Raw genomic sequence first — 19199 nt, forward strand, 5'->3', positions numbered from 1 at the left:
TTGCTTTAGCTGTTGCTGGTTTAACTCCCCACGGATCACGACGCATCACCATGCTGGACAATGAATTCCGCTTCCTCCGCGACCCAGATTTCCGGGTTGACGATGTCCCAGGCTTTGCCCCTGAACGGGATCGGACCGTCTTCCACTTCGCGGATAATCACCGGATCAGCCAGCCCGACCACCACATCAAGAATGCAGCTTCCTTCGTCGTCGAACTCCGGGTCCACAGTGGGATCGGGTAATTTCAGTTCGTCGCGCAGCTCGTTGGCATGTTCATCCACCCAGGCCAGCACCAGGGCATAAATCAGCCCCGGTGAATATTTGCGAAACGGGAAGTTATCCCACGACAAACGAGCGCTATACGTCAGCACACCGATGCGGCGTTGATTGTTCCCCAGCGCTTTGGCGCTGCGGACCAGTTCGCAATCGTCCATTGAACTGGAAAACATCTGCATGGCGTCGGGCGGCAAATTCGCCGTGATAAACGCCGTCAGGCTTTCAAGCTGGCTCATATCAGATGCACCCCCACGCGTGGCTGTTGCAGCATGTTGCGCATCACGTTGGCCGCTTCGGCCAGCAGATTGGCGCGGGTGTCCAGGCTTTCCTGGCCCGGGTGCGACTCACGTCGCCCGATGGTGGCGAACTCGCCCAGCAAATCGGCTTTTGCCCGCGCATAAACTGCTTTTTTGTACTGGGCTGTTAACTGGTTTTCGTCTCTCAGCTTTGCGCCCGGAACATCGGCGGCCCGCTCGCATCCTTTCCCGTTCCAGTAGGCCACCACGTCGGCCAGCGTCGTGTTTACCTCCGCAATGGCGGCCAGCAGGGCAACGCCTGCGGTGTCTGGCGGCAGGTCAGCGGGCAGGGTGCGCGACGTCTGAAATTCAGCCAGATCCAGATCAGGCCAGAACGTCACGCCATTGGTGATCACCGTTGGCGTCACCGTTAACGGCTTGCCGCTAATGCTGAAACTTGGACCACTCATGGTTTACACCTTGTTTGCAAAAGAAACGGGCTAACGGGATCCATAGCCAACAACCCAAAAGAGTTGATGCCTCCCCCGCGCCCGTCCCGGCTTTGCGGGAGTCGTTATTGCTTTGTCAGGCTGTTAATCCGGGCGCGAATCTTGTCGCGCGCGGTCCTGACGCCAGAGTTATTGTTAAAGGCGTGCGCCTGGGCCAGCAGGGCATCGGCCTGTTCAAGCGTTTCCACATCCTCCACGGCAGTGGCACGCGGGCGGCCCCGTTCGTCGCGCAGCAGATAAAGCCCCGCGAACTTGAACCATTTCGCGTTAATGTCTTCGTGCAAACGCCACTTTTCGCGGATGTTTTCAAACGTGCGGCTGAAATACGGCTCGATGCTGTGACCGGCTTCCGCCTGGCTCGTTGCCCACTCCAGCACCGTATCGGCCACAAAGGCGGGCAGGGTACTTTTGAAGTTTTCCGGCATCGCCTGGTTTTCAGTGATAGCCACGTCGGCCCAGTCCAGCGCCTGGCTCATTTCCCCCGTGTCGAACAACCAGATCACGCAGTAGACCAGGGCCGGATTTGCGAAGCGGGCATCACCGGCAAGATAGGACTCAACGGTCGGCATCCAGCGCGGCAACAACACATCGCGTTTACATTCGATGCGGTCTTCGGTGCGCGGCAGGCTGCGGAGTTGCTCAACATCTTTTGCCAGTTCCAGCATTTGCAGGTGGAAGCTGACCGGCGACGACGCCAGGGCTTCGCGTTTATCCAGCGTCTTTGCGGTCTTAATGCGTGCGCGGTGTCGCTGACACAGGGAAAGAGCCATGATTATTCGCCCCCGCCTGAAGCTGGCGCGTCGGTTGCCAGGGTAATTTTGTCGTATGCGGCGTAAAGCTCGTCATGCTCGACGGCGTACCCTTCCATACGCAGGTAGTTATTTTCAAAGCGTTTGCGGTCGTCGTTCCATTCGGCCTTGCGCTTGCGGGTTCCCTGCTGGGTGTAGATATGCAGGTTGTCCAGCGTGGTGACGATCAGGCGACCAGACGGCATGAATGGCGGGGTGTACACTGTGCGGCCCGCGATCTGGCGGCCAATCAACTGCGCCGCAACTTTCTCAGTCGGACGATCAATCTTATTCATCAGCGTGGTGACGTCTGCGCCGATAAGGTCAGCGGATGCCAGCACAACCAGACGCGGGTCATTGCGATAAGGCTCATAAATGCAGCTATGCACCAGATCGGTGACCGCTGCGTCCAGCCCCATAAAATCAGCATTCGCACCACCGATAGTGACGTCGCCGGTGATGATTTGCTCGGCTGAACGGTCCTTAACAATTTTATGCCAGCCGATGTTAACGTCTTCACCGTTCGGGTTCGCTTCCGGGTCGGTGTTTTCTGCAACTTCTACACCGTTGAACGCCACGCGCAGCATATCCAGTGCAAATTGCTCATTGCTGTTCGCCTGAATGCGCTGGAAGAACTCGTCTTCACTGCCCGCGTTAGCCCAGGTCACAAGCATGGAATATGACAAATAAGAACCGGAATCCGTTTCGGCCAGCTTATATTCGTTTCCGCCCACGCCCATCGCACGCGAGAATCGACCATCTTTTTTGCGGCCCGTGTAGATACCCACCTGGCCTGTGGTTACCACCTGGCCGGTGATCTGGTCCACGTCCAGCACGTTAGGCAGCAGGCGCAGGAATTCAGAACTTGCCAGCAGCGCATCACGCAACTGGGTTTCTTTAGGTGGTGTCAGCGAGAAGAATCGCGACGTGTCCGGCTGGCCGTTGGCTTTCGCCAGGCCTGCGGCGTACTTACGCAACATCTGCTCTGCTTTTGGGGTTAATTGCATTTCGTTTTATCCCTGGAAAGAAATTGATTAACAGAAGTCAAACGGCTTGTTGCTGCCGCCTGGCGCATTATTCGGGCGCTGCGTGCTGCCGTTTTCCATCGTTGACAGCTTCGTCATGACGGTGGTCAGTTGCGCGGTCAGCGTGTCCATCTGGTTTCCACCAGACTGGCGACGCGCTGAAAACTCACGGCGACGGCTGCGGCGCGGGCGTTTGGACGGGGTCACGTTGAAAGCTTTCATTGCTTTAGCCAGGTTGGCTTTTGCAACGCTGAACTCCGCCGCTTTGACTTCGTCTTCCGGGTTCTCTGCCACTTCCTCGGCAAGATCGGCAACCTCTGCCGCAGCTTCGGCGATATCTGCGGCGATATCTGCCACTTCGTCGGCGGCCTGTTCTGGCGTATCGACGTTGTCAGCGTCGCCGTTAGCGGCCTCTTTGCCGCTTTTGACTAAATCCAGCAGTTGCTGGATGAGGGCTTTTAACTCTTCCATTTTTTGTTCCTCGCCCTCATTGGGCTTGTCGGTGTTAGGTTCTGGTGTTGGCGTGAACTCTTTACGGGCCGAAAATAATCTCGACCAGAAAGAATCTTTTTTTTCTGGCTTGCCTGCCTGCAAATTACCCAGGCTGAAAGTTTCCAGGCTTCCGCGCTCGCCGTCCTTTTCTTCCCCGGCGAGAATAAATTTAAGCCTTTCAGTTCCGAGGCTCGCGGGAATATCCGTAACAGCCAGCCCGAAAAGATAATCGCGTCCGCTTCCGCCAAAATCCGGTATAAACTCAGCAGACGTAAAAAGCTTTTGCTGCATTCGGTTGGCATCAATAAGAAACTGATTTGGGATTAACTGGGCATATAATTTTGTGACGTCACCTTCCGTCTCTACTTTCAGCGCGTCCACAGTACCCAGATTGCAGGTAAACTCACGCTCCCCAATAGCATTTTGCGGATGATGCGGCCAAATCATGGCGGTGTAAGTTTTCGGAGTATAAGTCTCTGCCGCGTCAATTAACCATTGCGCTTCAATGGTACGACCGTCCACGGCCTGCCCCGATGTGGCGATGCATAGCCAATCAGTTCGGTAACTGGGTTGCGTCATAACTGACCTTTAATAATGAAATGAATAATACAATTCGTTTGTGATGGTCAGTATTGCCAATAAAAAAGAATGTCGCGACCGCTTTATTTCTTATGCATTCGGTTATAAATGGATAACCACTTTTTGCCGATATTTAATTATCAGGTTGGTCAAATAATCCCGTCATAATAGCCTCATGGCTAAATATTCCGATGAATTAAAAGAAGCGGCCCGCACGCTTTACATTAAAAGCTGGACGCCGAAAGATATTGCGCAGGAATTGAATATTCCACCGCGCACCATATACCACTGGGCTGACGTCGGGGAGTGGGCATCACTGCTGCCCGTCGAATCAGTGGAAAATGTCATCGCCCGCCGCATTGACCAGCTTTCCCGCCGCGAGAAAAAAACGGCGCTGGAACTGGAAGAACTCCGCGATCTGATTGCCCATCACGTCAAGCTTATGGCGCAGCGCAATAAGCACGCCGAAAAACTGGCCGAAATTCAGGCCAAAAAAGCATCCTATGACGGTGAAGGCTACTGCCTCAGTAGCGCAGGCGGGGAACCGGGGGAAAGAGAAGGAAAGCGCCGGTATAAGAAAAACGACGTTTCCGGGCTGACACCTGAAATGCTCGACACCTGGGCGCGGGAGCATCTTTTCGAATATCAGCTACATTGCCGCGAGCATAAAGGCGAAGACTGGCGCTTTATTCTGAAAAGCCGCCAGGTCGGCATGACCTACTATTTTGCATGGGAAGCCTTTGAAGACGCGGTAATAAGCGGTGATAACCAGGTCTTTTTCTCCGCATCCCGCGCACAGTCTGAAATCTTCCGCGAATACATTGTCCAGATTGCGCAGAACCATTTCGGCATCACGCTGACCGGCAAAAATATCCGCCTCAGCAACGGCGCAATCCTGCGCTTTCTGTCCACGAACGCCAGCACCGCGCAGGGCTTTAACGGCCACCTGTATGGTGATGAAGTCTTCTGGATCCCGAAATTCACGCGTCTGCACGAAGTTGCGAGCGCAATGGCGACGCACAACAAATACAGAACGACCTACTTTTCAACGCCCAGCGCGAAGACGCACCAGGCCTACCCGGTATGGACTGGCGAAGAATGGCGCGGCGATGATCCGAAGCGAAAAGGGATTGAGTTTCCAAAAGAAAACTCCATGCGCCAGGGCATCATCTGCCCGGACGGGATCTGGCGATACATCATCACGATGGAAGATGCTATCGAAGGCGGGCTGGGTGCGCTCGTCGATATTGAGCGGCTCCGAAACAAGTACAACCCGACCGCGTTCGCCATGCTCTACATGTGCCAGTTCGTTGACAGCAAAGACGCGGTCTTCAAATTCTCGACGCTGGTCGGCTGCGAAGTGGACCGGGCAACCTGGGGCGATTATGATCCGACCGCCGCGCGGCCCTTCGGTAACCGCGAAGTGTGGGCGGGCTTTGACCCGTCGCGCTCCGGCGACAACTCCACTTTTGTGATAATCGCGCCCCCCATTCACGACGGTGAACGCTTCCGCGTGCTGGCCTGCTGGCAATGGCAGGGCTTTAACTTTAGCTGGCAGGCTGACCAGATACGCCAGCTTATGCGCCGCTTTAATATTACCTACATCGGGATCGACACAACCGGCATCGGGAAAGGGGTGTATGACCTGGTCAGCAAGTTTGCTCCGCGCGAAGCGAACGCCATTCTTTACAACGTCGAAAGTAAAAACCGCCTGGTAATGAAGATGATCGACGTCGTGGAACGTAAGCGCATCGAATGGGCAAAAGACGCCATAGACGAAACCAACAAAGAGCGCGTCGAAATCCCCGCGTCGTTTATGGCTATCCGGCGCACCACAACTAACAGCGGCAACGCGTTAACGTTCGTTGCTGAACGTTCCGACGCAACCGGCCACGCGGATGTTTTCTTTGCTATCTCGCACGCCGTAATAAACGAACCTATCGATCACGAATTTGACCGCCCATCGACCTGGGCTTTTGGGAATGCAGCATGACGACAGAGAAACAGCGTAAAGCGAAAAAATTCAGGGCAATGACCGGCAATAACGTTGAAACGTTCACCCCGGGGCGCGGCAGCGTGATCACGTTTGGCGAACCAGAACCCATCCTGACGACTGGCACCGATTATCACAATATCTGGTATGACAACGAGGCGGATCACTGGCGGCTTCCGATTGACCGGCTGGCGCTGGCTCAGTTGCCAAACCTTAACGGCCAGCATGGTGGCGTATTGTATGCGCGGCGTAACATGGTTGCCGGTGGCTATATCAGCGGCGGCCTGACGCCTGACCAGGTCGAACAAGCGGTCTTTGATTATCTGCTGTTTGGCGATGTCGCAATCCTGAAAATTCGTAATGTATTCGGGGAGGTGATCGACCTGCTGCCGCTGCCGTCGCTTTATCTGCGCTGCCGTAAAGACGGAGCGTTCGCCGTTCTCCAGGAAGGGCCTGCGCTGATTTATGACCCGGAAGACATTGTCTTCTTTAAAATGTATGACCCGCGTCAGCAGGTCTACGGCCTGCCGGATTATATCGGCGGGATCCATTCCGTTTTACTTAACAGCGAAGCGACCATCTTCCGCCGCCGCTACTACAACAACGGTGCGCATATGGGCTTTATTCTGTATACCAGCGACCCAAATTTAACGCTGGAAATGGAAAACGAAATCAAAGACAAGATTGCGCAGTCCAAAGGGCTGGGCAACTTCCGCAACATGTTTATCAACATCCCGAAAGGCGACCCGGACGGGGTCAAAATCCTGCCGGTGGGTGAAGTCAGCGCAAAGGATGAATTCCAGAACATCAAAGGGATCACCGCGCAGGATATCTTTACCGCGCACCGCTTCCCGGCTGGGCTGGCAGGTATCATCCCGACAAACGGCGCGGTAATGGGTAACCCTGAAACTGCCCGCACGACCTACCGGAAAGACGAAGTTATCCCGTTACAGCGTAAATTTATGAATGGGGTTAACAATGACCCAGAAATCCCGCCGCGCTTACACCTTAATTTTGACGTTGAATTGCCGGTAATTACCGCCGATAAGGGCGAAAAATGAACGTAATTAGTTTAAAATCATCCCCATTGTTAGCAATGTCGTGCGGGGTGGTGAACATGCGAGTTTTTAAAATTAAATGTCCTGAATGCGGTCAACCGGCCATCATTCGTAAATCTGACTGGAAAGACAAAAAACTGGCGGATTTATACTGCGCTTGCACCGAAGTTGAATGCGGCCACACGTTTGTTTTTAACGCCTCGTTTTCTCACACTCTCAGCCCCAGCGGGTTGACCGGTAACAAGCTGGTCAAATTCCTGATTGACCGACTCAAGCCAGAAGAACGTCAGTTCGCGTTAGACTTATTAAAAAACTGAAAATCAGTTGTTGCTCCTTTATAAAGGAGCAACCATTTTAACTAAATCGAGCCACGATAAACAATATTGAGCGCTCTTGAACAAAATGCAGATAGCTCCCCATGAATAACTAGCTCATTAGCTGCATTAGGATTTGTGTCATGATGGAACCTACCTGCATAACTATTGATCTGATTCAATTCATCAGTAATCGATAATGCATTATGAAGAGGCGTATTAGGCTGCGCTGACAATATCAACTGAATAATTTCACCAAAAAGTTTCCCCGGTGAAATATGCCCTGGGAATCGACGATGCAAATAACCTTCCAGAAGTGGCCTGATAGCAATAGCTACATCTTGCGGATTGAATTGCTCTCCATTTAAATAACCACTCACTAGCCTATGATTTTTATAGTAAGGACTCTCACATTCATCATCAAGATTTAGAGTCATCAAATCACTGAATTGTCCTTGCGCATGCACTACCTTTATCAATGAAAGAGTATTTACATCCACTCCCCTTTTCAAGAATTCATCTCTTAAACTTTTTATAAAATAAGCATCATGTGCCAGTATAATTAATTGTTTGCACCTGTCATTTAGGAGTTTTAATTCTGTAATGGTTTGCTGTTTTCTATGAGTATCAAAACTGCACATTGGATCATCGATTAGTACAATTTTGTCATTTAAATTTTCATCTTCCGAAATTACTGCAATGAAGAATGCAAAAGCTAGAGTTCTCTTATCTCCTTCACTCAAACAGGTTTTAAAGCCTGCGTCTTCTCCTTGCAATGTAATTTCACTGCCTCTTAGCTTCAACCCATACTCGGTTCTTGGCTCACCGGTTCCAAGATAATTATAACTTATCTCTTCAATGGTAAAAGCCGCGCCGAATTTGAGTAATAATGAATTAATAGCCGACTCGTATCTACCGAGAGTCGTTTGCATAATAGTATCTAGCGCTTCTCTTTTAGCGGCCTTTGTTGCCTTAGCAGCCGTTTCATTAGCTTTCGCTATAGTGTACTCATCAATTAAATCTTGCACTGCTTTTGAATGTCGTATTTTGATTGCGTTTAGTCTTGTATTTTCTTGAGTAAGAGCTTGAACATTTATATTCTCCAAACTCGACTGGTACTCATCAATTTGGTTGTTCAAACCATCAATTAGAGTATTAAAATCGCTAACACATTGGCCCATTTCATTTATTATTGCTTTAATTCCCTCCTCATACTTAACATCTAGCTTCGAAAGAGGATTGGATGATTTGAACTGAACGCACTCTTTTAATTGTGCATCAAGATTATCTTTCAGTTCTTTCAGTTTTTCGAAGTTAGGATTAGATATATTTAATTGTAAGAATTCGCTCCAAGAATGAATACCATCAGTTACATTGACATGCTCCTGCTCGATAGCTGGCAAGTTAAATTTTGATAAAATTGATATTCTCTTACTATCTAGAGAAGCAATTTCTGAAATGAAATTACTATACTCAACGTTGAAATAGTTTTTATAAGCATTTATTAAAGCAATACCTTCAATGTTTTGAGCGCAGAAAGGGCAAGTATTTTTATGAATGAATTGCTGACCTTCCCCTATCCATTTCTCGCTCCCATCGGCAGGAAAATGCTGAAAATGCTCTTTCACGATCACACTGGCATTTTCATCAATTTCATCAACAGTTTTGTACATTATGTTGAAAAAAGAATCCAAACTACAATTGAACTCGGTTAATTTCTTTAATTTATTTTTTCTTTTTATTAGATCGATTTGTTGGGATTTCCCTTGCTCAGCAACATTTGCTGCAATCAAATCATCAATGTTATTTTCATTGCTTAATCTTATGTATTGAGAAATAGTTAACTGTCCACGATACCCTGTTAATTTTGCTTCTGCCTCTCGTTTTAATCTAGTACATTCGGTGACTGCTGAATTAGATGCATCAAATTCTGCCCTGGCGTTTACCGCTGAATGCCCTAATGCAAAACTCAGTAATTGCTGTCTATGTCCCGGGCTGATTTCACCGCCAGAGTAAACATTCGTATCGATAAAGTCCAAATCGAATACGTGAAAGTCAGAAAACTTCGCATTCCAAGATTCATTTTCGAATTTAGCTCTTCTTCCCCCAGTAAATTGTAAATCAACTAGTTGCGATAGAGTTGAATTTAAAGTCTTTCTTTTCAATAAGATTGATGGGGCTGTTTTTGTGTAAGAGCGCATTATTGAAGCAAGCGTGGATTTGCCCCTACCATTATCCCCGTAAATCAATGAAGTTTTTTTAAAAGAAATCCTAGTAGGAGCAATGTCATTAAACAAACCAACACTAGTAATCCTTTGTATTCTATCAAGCATAAAAATCCCTCAGAGAAAAAATGGAACTGACAATTTACGATTTTGATTTGAAAGCATCAACTCTAATGGCAATAATTTTATGGCAAAAATTAATAGTTTGATTAAGATCACTTTTTGATACTATAGAGGTAAAAAACTGATTTAAACTAATTAATATTATGATCTATTAATTTCAAGAAACAACTATTAATCACCTAACAATCTCTTGTAGAAAAACTTATTTGTTATGCTTATATCTTAAATTTTTAGCATACTCACCCATTGGGTCAAATCGTATACGAGTTGAACAAATGCCATGATTATCTCTTAACCATTCCCATAGTTTGTTTACCGTCTGCCCTCCGTCAGGTTGTTGACGTGTGATTAACTCGCCGTCCGAACTAGTGCGGTAAACCTGCCCGTTAATTTCCAGCCTGCTGCCTTTCAGCAGTGAAATTGCCTGTGCTTCAGAAATATCCAGCCCATAGAGGGAGGCATCAGCCAGCAAGCTGGTAATCGCTGGCGCAAGCGCGGCCCGTTTGGCGCTTTCCTCAGCCGATTTTGAGTTAATTTTCTCAACTGCGACACGCCAGGAGACATCCAGTTCACTACCGGGATCATACGGTGAATCTGTTTTTACCCTTCTGATTGGCATTTCCCGCAACCGGCGAACCAGCTTGCGCCGAGTGGCCTCATCCATGTTTTCAAAATCGACCATTTCTTCCTCTGAATCGTCTGTCACATCCTCCACGTGTGGCGCAAAATCGGTGATTTTTTCGTCTTCCGTAGAGTTATTGACAGAACTCCAAGCGTCGCCGGGTGGCGACGGCAAAACGTCAACCCCCAAACTAGGACCGCTTTTGGCCCCGGTGGCGGCTTTGGGTTTGGCGCGGATTGTCCACTTAACCAGACGCGTGCAAATGCGCGACCCTTCGCCCAGACGTGGCGACCAGACCCCGAAGACCTTTTCCGGGATCTCACAGTAGGCGTTCATTTCATCGGCTGGCTGATAGGCGAGGCGGACGACATAGTTTTCACGCGGGATCAACACACCGCCCTGGCGCAAAATGTATGTGGCGAAGCAACCCACATCGGCAGCGGCGCAGACCGCATCCATTTCTGGATCTGCCAGCATTGCCGCGCCACGTTTGAAGGTATTCGCGATTTTGCGTTGGTTGGTTAGCTGGTTGCTCAGTTTGCGCAGTTCGCGATAAACGGACACAGGCGGCTGGCCCAGCGGCTGAAACTGGCGGATGCGGTGAAGCGATGCCCACGCCATTGCATATCTGGCCGTTTCATTCAGCGGCTTGCCCGTCTCGTCGTCCAGCTCACCGGCCAGCGCGTGGCCGTCGATATTCTTGGAAATATATTTCGCGATGTAGGCCGTTGCTGACCCCTTGCGCGGGTCCATTTTTTTGGACTTGAAGCGAGCGCCGGTATTGCGGCCCAGTTCGTCGCTGTCCTCCGCAATGAAGTAAGCACGAAGGATCGCGACGGTGGCTTTAACTTCCGCCTGCGGCATGAATAACAGGGCGTGCCAGTGTGGCGTGCCGTCGTGGTGTGGCTCTGCGACACGGAAGCCATAAGGGCGCAAATCTTCACGCTTCAGTTTGGCGGTTGCGCGGTTCCAGACGCGGCATAAATACCGCTGCGCCTGGGCAACGGTGGTGTGATTCCACTTGCCGTTATGGTGACCGGATTCGACATTGCTGTGATATTTGGACGGGCAAGTGATGGTCAGGAAGATGCCCACATCGCCGCGCTGTTGTGCGACAAGCTCCACGCCAGCCATACGCGCCATTAACTCATGGCGGCGGATCGCCGGATTGGATGTGGACTTGTTTATCATATCTTCAAGCGATGAAACGTTGCCGTCTTCGTCTACAAGCTCATGACTCTTGAAAAATTCGCGGTTCTTCCGGCGCTGTTCCTGCCACTCAACCAGGCTTGATGCGCTTACATAGGCGTGGGCCTTGCGATGAACTGCACCGACTGCACGCAACTGGTTTTCGCGCCAGTCACAGCGAAGACGCCAGATTTTACGGCCCCACCAGTCCGGCGAGCACATACGCAGAATGGCGGTAAAGATCCGATCACGTTCCCACGGCGCGGTCCATGCGGGCGGCACAACGCGAAGGGCCAGCATTTCGCGGCCCAGGTGGCAATAAATCCAGTCCAGTTCCTCAACGCTCATGCCCTCGGCGGTCAGGCCCAAAGCGGCGCATTCGGTTTCAAGCATTTCAGCCAGGCGGTTGGCAATCTCATGCGCGGCGCTTAACGCTTCCCGTTTGGTGAAATCTGCCAGGCGTTGCCAGCGTCCATGCCAGTAGGCGGCCAGTTCGCTGTTAATGTCTGTTGCAACGCCTTGTTTGCTGCGCACGACATCAAGACGCAGTAATGATTTTTTCACGGTCCCCATAAGAAAATCATTAATGTGTCGGGCTTCACGGTTGGCGCGTAACCAGACGATTTTTTTGCGCCAGACTTCGCGGATAAAAAACGGCTCAGACAACAAACGGGCCTCCACACCTTCCGGCGTACTGGCCCATGCGGCTGCGGCGGCCTTTGCGGCGGCCATATCTTTTCTTACCATTTCTTGATGTACGGCGAACGGCAGGCCGTGCGGCTCGTATTTGTCCAGCGCATGGATCAGCGATCCACGATTCCGAACCTCAGCCGGGTTATAACCGGCGCGTTTGATAAGCCGGTCGATATGCTTTTCAACGGCAGGATGATGCGCCACCGCCCCGGCGAGCGGGGCAAGTTTTGCAGATTCAAAGGTAAACGCCCCGATAGCGGGGCGGGGCTTATTCCATGGCCAGGCGAAATCCGTCATTTCTTACTTTCCACGTTGTACTTTTCGTGGGTCAGCAATGACCAGACCTTGCCTCCGTCCTTACTCAACAACCGCCAGCGGCAACCCAGACGGATCACCAGGTAATGATGTGGCGCAATGCGGGAAAAATTTCTCCGGCCTTTCACGTACTGGCTTAATTCAGCGGTTGCACGCTTGCTTACGCACAGCGGTGCGGCGCATGAAATCTGCAAACGGGTAGTCACTGGAAAACCTCCACACCATTCGCCGCAGCCGTCGCGATCATTTCTTTGTATGTCGCATTACCCATTACTGGGCCGCAATCAGGGCAGCAACCGCCACCGGCACGCCCGCAGCCGTCGCACACTTTGAGGACGCCGATCACCTCGCTGGCGGCTCCCCTGGTAATGGCGTTCGCACTCACTGAACGGTTAACGCTGATTTCCTGGAATTTGAAAGCGCTGTAAATATCACGGGTGGCGGGGGTATCACTGTTTGACAGGATCACCGGCGAACCAGTCAGGCGGTTGGCAGCCAGCAGGGCCGCAGCTAACTGGCGGTGTTGTTTCTCACCAAACGGGGCGGTGTGGTACTGGGTAAAATTGGCTGTTTCGCTCGCTGGCAGGTACGGCGGATCGCAGTAGATAACGGCATCGCTGCCAATCATGATTTTTAATGTGCTCTGGTAATCGCAACAAACGAAAACGGCCTTCGTGTCGTTGGCCTTTTCAGAGAACAAGCGGATCTGTTCTTCGGGGAAGTAAGGTGGGGTTTTATGCTTACCAAAGGGAACGTTATATCCGCCCTGGCGGTTGTAGCGCACAACGCCGTTATAGCCGTGGCGATTCAGATAAAGGAATTGCGCAGCGCGAAGGATCTTGCCCGCGTCCGGGCCGTTTTCGAAAACTTCACGCGAAGAAAGATTATCTCTGGCACGGGCGTTGAAATCATCCCGGACCCACTGATAGCCGTCTTTATCGCCATACACCTTAAACAACGGGCGAGCGGCGTTAATCACCGCGTCCGGCCAGCGCGTTATCTGGCGGTAAAGGTTAATCAGGTCGGGATTAATATCACCCAGGATATAGCGGCGATATTCAGTATTGAGGAAGACAGAAGCACCGCCGACGAACGGTTCAACCAGGCAATCCGCTTTAGGCAGAACGGGCAGCAGATCGGGAATTACGCGGCTTTTACCACCAGGCCATTTCACAAGCGAACGAATCATTTTACTTTCTCCAGAGTGCAAGAAGCCCGACGCGTTAGCGCCTGTTTCTTTTTTGTGGTCAGTTATTTGTTAATTGGTTGGTTTGTCTGGCTCTGGCGGCTTGTCACGTAAAGCCTGCATTTCAGCGCGGGGCGCGGCGTAGTCCTCAAATTCCCACGGCATTGACGCGGCGAACTCTGAAAGGCGCTTAATCCCCATCATCAGGCAGGTTTGTTCCGCTTCGGTCAGATCAGCAAAAGCTAAATTCAGGTGGCGGCGGGTCAGTAGTGGTAAACCGGCCACGCGGCTGGCCGCATCATTCGCCAGGATGAAAACCACTTTCTTGCGAGTTTCATCCAGGCGATTGAAGCGGGTTGCCGTATCGTTCACGCGGTTGGCGTTCAAACTGGCTTGCAGTCGGGCGCGTTGTTTCAGAAAACTGCGGCGGCCCGGTTGCTGTCCTGTTTTATCCATGAACATATCCACCTCACCAGAACTAAGCGAAGATGCCCATCAGGCGGGCAAACCAGCGGCGCTTATTGCGCGGGCGAGACATAAACGGCAAACGTGACTGTTTGATGAACTGCACGTCGGTTGCCTTTGGCTGGAAGAAGCGACCGTCTGGAGTTTCAATCCAGCCACGGGTGTGGGCGCGGTGTGTTACCTGCTGGCTTCTGGTTAACAGGCTTGCGAAAGAAGGGCTAGTCGTCAGCGTTGTCATGATCACAGCCCCATCCATAAAAGCCACGCATCGCGCTGTTCAACCGGACGGTTGTAAAACGCTTCACGAACACCGCGATTGAACTCTGGAACATAGACCAGCTTGTCACCTGCGCGGGCTTTCGGTTTTGTAGGATCGCGAAACTCAACGATCGGCAGTTTGTTTTTTTCAATCATCGCGGCTACTGCGGTGCGGGGTTTCCCCAGCAGTTCCGCGAACTTATCAGGGTGCACCGCATCAAGCGGATACTGGATAACGTAGTCGTTTGCTTCCATGACACTCTCCATTCTCATCTGGTTACATGCTAACCTTGTAGGATCCAGCGTCTTAAAAACGGTTCAGGAAGCTTCCTGAAGCGCTGGACTTACGCCCAAAAAGGTAATCCATTTATTACCTTGATGGGGAATATAAGTCACCAATAGGTTACTGTCAAATGCAGACATTTGAAAAATTAAAAGCCATCAGAAAAGCCGAAGGACTAACTCAGACAAAATTCAGTGAATTGAGCGGGATAGCTTTAGGAACAATCAAGAATTATGAAAGTGGGCAAAAGGATCCGGGGTTAAGTGTTGTTCTTCGAGTCACTAACGCTCCCCAATTTCAGAAATACACCCTATGGCTTATGACAGATAAAACCGCCCCGCAAGCTGGTCAGATCGCACCGGCTTTCGCACACAGTGGGCAAGAACCAACAGAATCAGACCACTCCGAGACGAAGATTGGCTAACTCTCTATAAGCATTACATTTTCACTATTTGTTACCAAGATAGTTACAACCCCACCGGAGGGCTTTCTTATGTCAATTAAGAAGCTCGATGATGGTCGATATGAAGTGGACATCAGGCCGCGCGGGCGCGAAGGACGTCGCATTCGCCGGAAATTTGAAAGGAAAGCCGAAGCGTTAGCATTTGAACGCTACACGTTGGCGAACGCTAATACCAAAGAGTGGGCTGGTCAGCGGGCAGACAGGCGAACGTTAAAAGAATTGCTGGATGTATGGTGGAAGTATTACGGGCAAAACCTGGAGCGCGGAACGAAGGAGTTTAATCACCTGGTTAAAACCATGGACGACATTGGAGATCTACCCGTCACCAGATTAAACAAACGGATCTTGATGGATTACCGTTCCGCGAGGTTGCGCGACGGTGTTAGCGCATCAACGATTAACCGTGACCTGTACCGTTTATCTGGCATGTTCTCCAAGTTGATGCAACTGGACGAGTTTGCCGGTCCGCACCCCGTTCGTGGCCTGCCGCCTTTGGCAGAAGCTAATCAGGAAATGGCGTTCCTGGACAAAGCCGAGATTTCACTGCTGCTGAATTCCTGCACAGGGGATGATCTGCTCGTCGCGCTTCTCGGACTCAGTACGGGCGGAAGATGGACGGAACTCGTTACACTGAAACCAACGCAGTTAGTTAACGCGCGGGTCACGTTCCTGAAAACGAAGAACGGAAAAAAACGCACGGTTCCAATCTCTGCCGAACTTGAAAAGATGATCAAGGAAAAGGCCAGCGGGAAGTTTTTCAACGTCGATTATGTGAGTTTTTGCAAGATACTGAAGATGGTCAAGCCCGACATCCCAACAAATCAGGCAACGCATATTCTGCGGCATACCTTCGCAAGTCATTTCGTGATGAATGGGGGCAACATCATTGCACTACAGAGAATACTGGGCCATGCGAACATCCAGCAAACTATGACGTATGCGCACCTTTCGCCGGAGTACCTCCAAAATGCGGTTGCATTGAATCCGCTGGCCGGAGGCATATCGCTGTAAAATCTTACACCCCGGAGTGTCCACATTGCGTCCACACTTCGGGGTGTTTGAAACGGTTCCAGATGGTTACAGATTTTTTTAAATTACTGTTTTTTAAAGGTTTTACATGTAAGTTATTGATAAGCAGTAACCATGCATTATATGGTTAAAGCCAGCATTGCTGGCTTTCAGTATATACATCATCGCATTACTGGCGACTGTCATTTGCCTGGCGCAACAGCGTCCGGCTCTCACTCTGGAAACGCTGCGCGTAATCGCCAAACCAATGCTCGACCTTGCGGAAGCTGTCGATAAACGCCTGCTTGTCTCCGTGCTCCAGCAGCGTAATGGCTTCGCCAAAGCGCTGATAATAGCGCTTGATGAGCGCCAGGTTGTTCTCGGAGGACATAATAATGTCCGCGTAAAGCTGCGGATCCTGAGCAAACAGGCGCCCGACCATCGCCAGCTCCAGACGATAGATAGGTGAAGAGAGTGCCAGCAGCTGTTCAAGCTGCACGTTCTCTTCCGCCAGATGCAGACCGTAGGCAAACGTCGCAAAGTGGCGCAGCGCCTGAATGAATGCCATGTTCTGATCGTGCTCAACCGCGCTAATGCGGTGCAGTCGCGCGCCCCATACCTGAATCTGTTCCAGGAACCACTGATAGGCTTCCGGCTGACGACCGTCGCAGTAAACCACCACCTGCTTAGCCAGGCTGCCGCTGTCCGGGCCAAACATCGGGTGCAGACCCAGCACCGGGCCCGTATGCGCAGCCAGCATCGCCTGCAGCGGACCATTTTTGACGGAGGCCAGATCCACCAGGATGCAATCTTTCGGTAAAGGAGGAAGCTTCCCGATGATCTGCTCCGTCACGTGGATCGGTACGCTGACGATAACCATCCCGGCATCTTTCATGAGTTCCGGAGCATGCGCCCAGTCATCTTTTTCCAGAATGCGCACCTGATAGCCAGAAAGCGTCAGCATTTTTTCAAACAGACGCCCCATTTGCCCAGCCCCGCCGACAATCACCACCGGCCGCAGGGACGGGCAGAGGGTTTTAAAGCCCTTGTCGTTTTCGCTGGAATAGGATTCCCGCATCACGCGACGCAGAACATCTTCAATTAAATCAGGCGAAACGCCCAGCGCCTGGGCCTCTTTGCGACGAGAGGCCAGCATTGAGGCTTCGCGCTCCGGGACGTAAATCGGCAGGCCGTATTTGCTTTTCACCTCACCGACTTCGGCGACCAGCGCCATGCGGCGCGCCAGCAGGTCCAGCAGCGCCTTATCCACTTCATCAATTTGATCGCGCAGTGCGGTCAATTCAGCAACCATAACTAACCTCTTAAGCCAGACGCGTCGCCAGCTGGCCGTTCAAATCTTTGTGGATCTCACGCAGCAGCGCATCGGTGGTTTCCCAACTGATGCAGGCATCCGTCACGGAGACGCCGTGCTTCATTGCGCTACGCGGTTGTTCCGATGACTGATTGCCTTCATGAATATTGCTCTCAATCATCAGACCGATAATCGAACGATTGCCATCTTTGATCTGTGCGACCACGGATTCCGCAACCGCAGGCTGGCGACGGTAATCTTTATTCGAATTACCATGACTGCAATCTACCATCAGTGCCGGGCGCAGTCCCGCCTGCTCCATCTCTTTTTCACACTGCGCCACGTCCGCCGGGCTATAGTTCGGAGCTTTCCCGCCGCGCAGGATCACGTGACCGTCCGGGTTGCCCTGCGTTTGCAGGAGGCAGACCTGGCCCGCCTGGTTGATACCGACGAAACGGTGCGGCATGGCGGCAGCGCGCATAGCGTTGATCGCCGTCGCCAGGCTGCCATCGGTACCGTTTTTAAAGCCAACCGGCATCGACAGGCCAGACGCCATCTCGCGGTGGGTTTGCGATTCCGTGGTACGCGCGCCAATAGCTGACCAGCTGAACAGATCGCCCAGGTACTGCGGGCTGTTCGGGTCCAGCGCTTCGGTTGCCAGCGGCAGCCCCATGCTGACCAGCTCCACCAGCAGGCGACGCGCAATCTTCAGGCCTGCTTCCACATCAAACGAGCCATCCATGTGCGGATCGTTAATCAACCCTTTCCAGCCGACGGTCGTACGTGGCTTCTCAAAATAGACGCGCATCACCAGATAGAGGCTATCGCTGACCTCCTCCGCTAACGCTTTAAATCGACGAGCATATTCAATGGCGGTTTCAGGATCGTGAATGGAGCAAGGACCGCATACCACCAGCAGGCGCGGATCGCGGCCGGCGATAATGTCAGAAATGGTCTGGCGAGATTGCTCAATCTGAGCTTCCTGCGCGACGCTCAGCGGAAATTCCGCTTTCAGTTGATCCGGAGTGATTAACACCTGTTCGTCAGTGATATGTACGTTGTTCAGCGCGTCTTTTTGCATGATGGCGATCCTGTAAAGCTCGTTTGCGATAGTTGTATTCCTCAATGAGGTGAAACCACGATACCATAAAAAGTAAACATTTCAATCCAAAATACGTACACATTAGTTTACACAAGCCAATTTATTGCAAAAATCAGTCGATAAAAATGTAAACTTTAAATTACATACAGATTTTCTTTAGCCAGGCTATGCTGAAGAAAAAAGGAGAATGGCTATGCGTTCAATTGCTTTCGCGCTGTTGTCGCTGTTTTTAACGGGCTGTCAGATCAATCCTTACACCTTCCAGCCCGACTGGACCAGCCCATCCTGGTTTGATGCAGGTAAAGAAGACGCCATGAATGGCCTGCCGGTTAAAGATAACCAGACCCTGGCCGATAGTTTTAACGACACACACGTTGATCGTAGCGAATATCTTCGCGGCTATGCTGACGGTCAGAAGAAAGTCTGCGAAGAAGGGTTTATTCACGCCTGGGGATTAGCCGGCAAATCTTTCCCTGCCAGTTGCGATACAGCCGAAAACGCGGCAAAACTGCGTGCGTCATGGCAGCAAGGGATGGATGAAAGTATGCGCTCCAGCAGACTGAATTAATCTATTTTTATCCACCGGAAAATAAACAACAGTAGGATTTAGCTTAGGTCGGCCTCATGCTATTTCTGACATAATGACGGCCCTGATAAACAATGGTATTCTGCCCGCAACTCTTAAA

The 19199-nt window shown here is 51.2% G+C and carries 20 protein-coding genes; 6 read left to right on the plus strand and 14 right to left on the minus strand.

The window, feature by feature from the left end:
* Positions 1-35 precede the first annotated feature (35 nt).
* The 5 genes from ACOTZB_RS13895 to ACOTZB_RS13915 form a co-directional block, all read right to left on the minus strand.
* On the minus strand, positions 36-512 hold the full coding sequence (locus ACOTZB_RS13895; protein ID WP_421627471.1) for a phage tail protein: 477 nt from the start codon (positions 510-512) through the stop codon (positions 36-38).
* On the minus strand, positions 509-982 hold the full coding sequence (locus ACOTZB_RS13900) for a head completion/stabilization protein (RefSeq protein ID WP_059445697.1): 474 nt from the start codon (positions 980-982) through the stop codon (positions 509-511). Before ACOTZB_RS13900 ends, ACOTZB_RS13895 begins: the two co-directional genes overlap by 4 nt.
* Before the next feature lie 104 nt (positions 983-1086).
* Positions 1087-1791 (minus strand): phage terminase small subunit, encoded by a 705-nt coding sequence (gene gpM / locus ACOTZB_RS13905; RefSeq protein WP_421627472.1) that lies wholly within the window; start codon positions 1789-1791, stop codon positions 1087-1089.
* 2 nt (positions 1792-1793) lie between these two features.
* On the minus strand, positions 1794-2816 hold the full coding sequence (locus ACOTZB_RS13910; protein ID WP_048962589.1) for a phage major capsid protein, P2 family: 1023 nt from the start codon (positions 2814-2816) through the stop codon (positions 1794-1796).
* A 27-nt stretch (positions 2817-2843) separates the two neighbouring features.
* Positions 2844-3905 carry a GPO family capsid scaffolding protein gene (locus tag ACOTZB_RS13915; protein WP_421627473.1) on the minus strand — a complete coding sequence of 354 codons (1062 nt, stop codon included), beginning with the start codon at positions 3903-3905 and terminating at the stop codon, positions 2844-2846.
* A 175-nt stretch (positions 3906-4080) separates the two neighbouring features.
* Between ACOTZB_RS13915 and ACOTZB_RS13920 the strand changes: the two genes are divergently transcribed.
* The 3 genes from ACOTZB_RS13920 to ACOTZB_RS13930 are packed head-to-tail and all read left to right on the plus strand — an operon-like array spanning position 4081 to position 7273.
* Positions 4081-5898: a terminase large subunit domain-containing protein gene (locus ACOTZB_RS13920; RefSeq protein WP_421627474.1), complete on the plus strand. Its 1818-nt coding sequence runs from the start codon at positions 4081-4083 to the stop codon at positions 5896-5898.
* Positions 5895-6959 (plus strand): phage portal protein, encoded by a 1065-nt coding sequence (locus ACOTZB_RS13925; RefSeq protein ID WP_421627475.1) that lies wholly within the window; start codon positions 5895-5897, stop codon positions 6957-6959. The genes ACOTZB_RS13920 and ACOTZB_RS13925 overlap by 4 nt, the downstream gene beginning before the upstream one ends.
* 56 nt (positions 6960-7015) lie before the next feature.
* Positions 7016-7273 (plus strand): ogr/Delta-like zinc finger family protein, encoded by a 258-nt coding sequence (locus tag ACOTZB_RS13930; protein ID WP_072163863.1) that lies wholly within the window; start codon positions 7016-7018, stop codon positions 7271-7273.
* Positions 7274-7314: 41 nt separating this feature from the next.
* Here ACOTZB_RS13930 and ACOTZB_RS13935 read toward each other — a convergent pair whose 3' ends face one another.
* The 7 genes from ACOTZB_RS13935 to ACOTZB_RS13965 all read right to left on the minus strand — a co-directional run bounded on the left by ACOTZB_RS13935 (position 7315) and on the right by ACOTZB_RS13965 (position 14600).
* Positions 7315-9603, minus strand: a complete 2289-nt coding sequence (locus tag ACOTZB_RS13935) for an AAA family ATPase (RefSeq protein ID WP_421627477.1) — start codon at positions 9601-9603, stop codon at positions 7315-7317.
* Between the two features lie 217 nt (positions 9604-9820).
* The gene (locus ACOTZB_RS13940; RefSeq protein ID WP_421627479.1) at positions 9821-12418 is read right to left on the minus strand and encodes a replication endonuclease; all 2598 of its coding nucleotides are present in this window, start codon (positions 12416-12418) and stop codon (positions 9821-9823) included.
* Complete coding sequence (locus tag ACOTZB_RS13945; RefSeq protein WP_047368323.1) at positions 12415-12642, minus strand: hypothetical protein; 228 nt, start codon at positions 12640-12642, stop codon at positions 12415-12417. The genes ACOTZB_RS13940 and ACOTZB_RS13945 overlap by 4 nt, the downstream gene beginning before the upstream one ends.
* A complete protein-coding gene (locus tag ACOTZB_RS13950; protein WP_421627481.1) occupies positions 12639-13625 on the minus strand; it encodes a DNA adenine methylase in 987 nt (328 codons plus the stop codon). The genes ACOTZB_RS13945 and ACOTZB_RS13950 overlap by 4 nt, the downstream gene beginning before the upstream one ends.
* Positions 13626-13694: 69 nt before the next feature.
* A complete protein-coding gene (locus tag ACOTZB_RS13955; RefSeq protein ID WP_421627482.1) occupies positions 13695-14078 on the minus strand; it encodes a hypothetical protein in 384 nt (127 codons plus the stop codon).
* Positions 14079-14100: 22 nt separating this feature from the next.
* A complete protein-coding gene (locus tag ACOTZB_RS13960) occupies positions 14101-14325 on the minus strand; it encodes a phage filamentation protein Fil family protein (protein ID WP_163310278.1) in 225 nt (74 codons plus the stop codon).
* Positions 14326-14327: 2 nt separating this feature from the next.
* Positions 14328-14600, minus strand: coding sequence for a Cox family DNA-binding protein (locus ACOTZB_RS13965; RefSeq protein WP_059445706.1), 273 nt, complete (start codon positions 14598-14600; stop codon positions 14328-14330).
* 158 nt (positions 14601-14758) lie between these two features.
* Here ACOTZB_RS13965 and ACOTZB_RS13970 point away from each other — a divergent pair, with 158 nt between their 5' ends.
* Positions 14759-15052, plus strand: a complete 294-nt coding sequence (locus ACOTZB_RS13970; RefSeq protein WP_221703067.1) for a helix-turn-helix domain-containing protein — start codon at positions 14759-14761, stop codon at positions 15050-15052.
* A gap of 69 nt (positions 15053-15121) precedes the next feature.
* A complete protein-coding gene (locus ACOTZB_RS13975) occupies positions 15122-16102 on the plus strand; it encodes a phage integrase (protein WP_221703066.1) in 981 nt (326 codons plus the stop codon).
* Between the two features lie 187 nt (positions 16103-16289).
* Here ACOTZB_RS13975 and tyrA read toward each other — a convergent pair whose 3' ends face one another.
* Entirely contained in the window at positions 16290-17411 is a 1122-nt protein-coding gene (gene tyrA, locus ACOTZB_RS13980; protein WP_193805809.1) for a bifunctional chorismate mutase/prephenate dehydrogenase, read from the minus strand.
* Positions 17412-17421: 10 nt separating this feature from the next.
* Positions 17422-18492 (minus strand): 3-deoxy-7-phosphoheptulonate synthase AroF, encoded by a 1071-nt coding sequence (gene aroF, locus ACOTZB_RS13985; RefSeq protein ID WP_046889730.1) that lies wholly within the window; start codon positions 18490-18492, stop codon positions 17422-17424.
* A 214-nt stretch (positions 18493-18706) separates the two neighbouring features.
* Here aroF and ACOTZB_RS13990 point away from each other — a divergent pair, with 214 nt between their 5' ends.
* Complete coding sequence (locus tag ACOTZB_RS13990) at positions 18707-19081, plus strand: DUF2799 domain-containing protein (protein ID WP_193805808.1); 375 nt, start codon at positions 18707-18709, stop codon at positions 19079-19081.
* The last annotated feature ends 118 nt before the right edge of the window (positions 19082-19199 follow it).

The sequence above is a fragment of the Enterobacter cloacae complex sp. SHL020 genome (assembly GCF_049236945.1).
Lineage (GTDB): Bacteria > Pseudomonadota > Gammaproteobacteria > Enterobacterales > Enterobacteriaceae > Enterobacter > Enterobacter dykesii.

Bases quoted from the DNA above. Each gene is read 5' to 3' on its own strand.
- ACOTZB_RS13915 (WP_421627473.1), bottom strand. From the start codon at position 3,905: ATGACGCAACCCAGTTACCGAACTGATTGGCTATGCATCGCCACATCG.
- ACOTZB_RS13925 (WP_421627475.1), top strand. From the start codon at position 5,895: ATGACGACAGAGAAACAGCGTAAAGCGAAAAAATTCAGGGCAATGACC.
- ACOTZB_RS13965 (WP_059445706.1), bottom strand. From the start codon at position 14,600: ATGGAAGCAAACGACTACGTTATCCAGTATCCGCTTGATGCGGTGCAC.
- aroF (WP_046889730.1), bottom strand. From the start codon at position 18,492: ATGCAAAAAGACGCGCTGAACAACGTACATATCACTGACGAACAGGTG.
- ACOTZB_RS13930 (WP_072163863.1), top strand. From the start codon at position 7,016: ATGCGAGTTTTTAAAATTAAATGTCCTGAATGCGGTCAACCGGCCATC.
- ACOTZB_RS13940 (WP_421627479.1), bottom strand. From the start codon at position 12,418: ATGACGGATTTCGCCTGGCCATGGAATAAGCCCCGCCCCGCTATCGGG.
- ACOTZB_RS13990 (WP_193805808.1), top strand. From the start codon at position 18,707: ATGCGTTCAATTGCTTTCGCGCTGTTGTCGCTGTTTTTAACGGGCTGT.
- ACOTZB_RS13950 (WP_421627481.1), bottom strand. From the start codon at position 13,625: ATGATTCGTTCGCTTGTGAAATGGCCTGGTGGTAAAAGCCGCGTAATT.
- tyrA (WP_193805809.1), bottom strand. From the start codon at position 17,411: ATGGTTGCTGAATTGACCGCACTGCGCGATCAAATTGATGAAGTGGAT.
- ACOTZB_RS13970 (WP_221703067.1), top strand. From the start codon at position 14,759: ATGCAGACATTTGAAAAATTAAAAGCCATCAGAAAAGCCGAAGGACTA.
- ACOTZB_RS13920 (WP_421627474.1), top strand. From the start codon at position 4,081: ATGGCTAAATATTCCGATGAATTAAAAGAAGCGGCCCGCACGCTTTAC.
- gpM (WP_421627472.1), bottom strand. From the start codon at position 1,791: ATGGCTCTTTCCCTGTGTCAGCGACACCGCGCACGCATTAAGACCGCA.
- ACOTZB_RS13910 (WP_048962589.1), bottom strand. From the start codon at position 2,816: ATGCAATTAACCCCAAAAGCAGAGCAGATGTTGCGTAAGTACGCCGCA.
- ACOTZB_RS13960 (WP_163310278.1), bottom strand. From the start codon at position 14,325: ATGACAACGCTGACGACTAGCCCTTCTTTCGCAAGCCTGTTAACCAGA.
- ACOTZB_RS13935 (WP_421627477.1), bottom strand. From the start codon at position 9,603: ATGCTTGATAGAATACAAAGGATTACTAGTGTTGGTTTGTTTAATGAC.
- ACOTZB_RS13975 (WP_221703066.1), top strand. From the start codon at position 15,122: ATGTCAATTAAGAAGCTCGATGATGGTCGATATGAAGTGGACATCAGG.
- ACOTZB_RS13895 (WP_421627471.1), bottom strand. From the start codon at position 512: ATGAGCCAGCTTGAAAGCCTGACGGCGTTTATCACGGCGAATTTGCCG.
- ACOTZB_RS13955 (WP_421627482.1), bottom strand. From the start codon at position 14,078: ATGGATAAAACAGGACAGCAACCGGGCCGCCGCAGTTTTCTGAAACAA.
- ACOTZB_RS13900 (WP_059445697.1), bottom strand. From the start codon at position 982: ATGAGTGGTCCAAGTTTCAGCATTAGCGGCAAGCCGTTAACGGTGACG.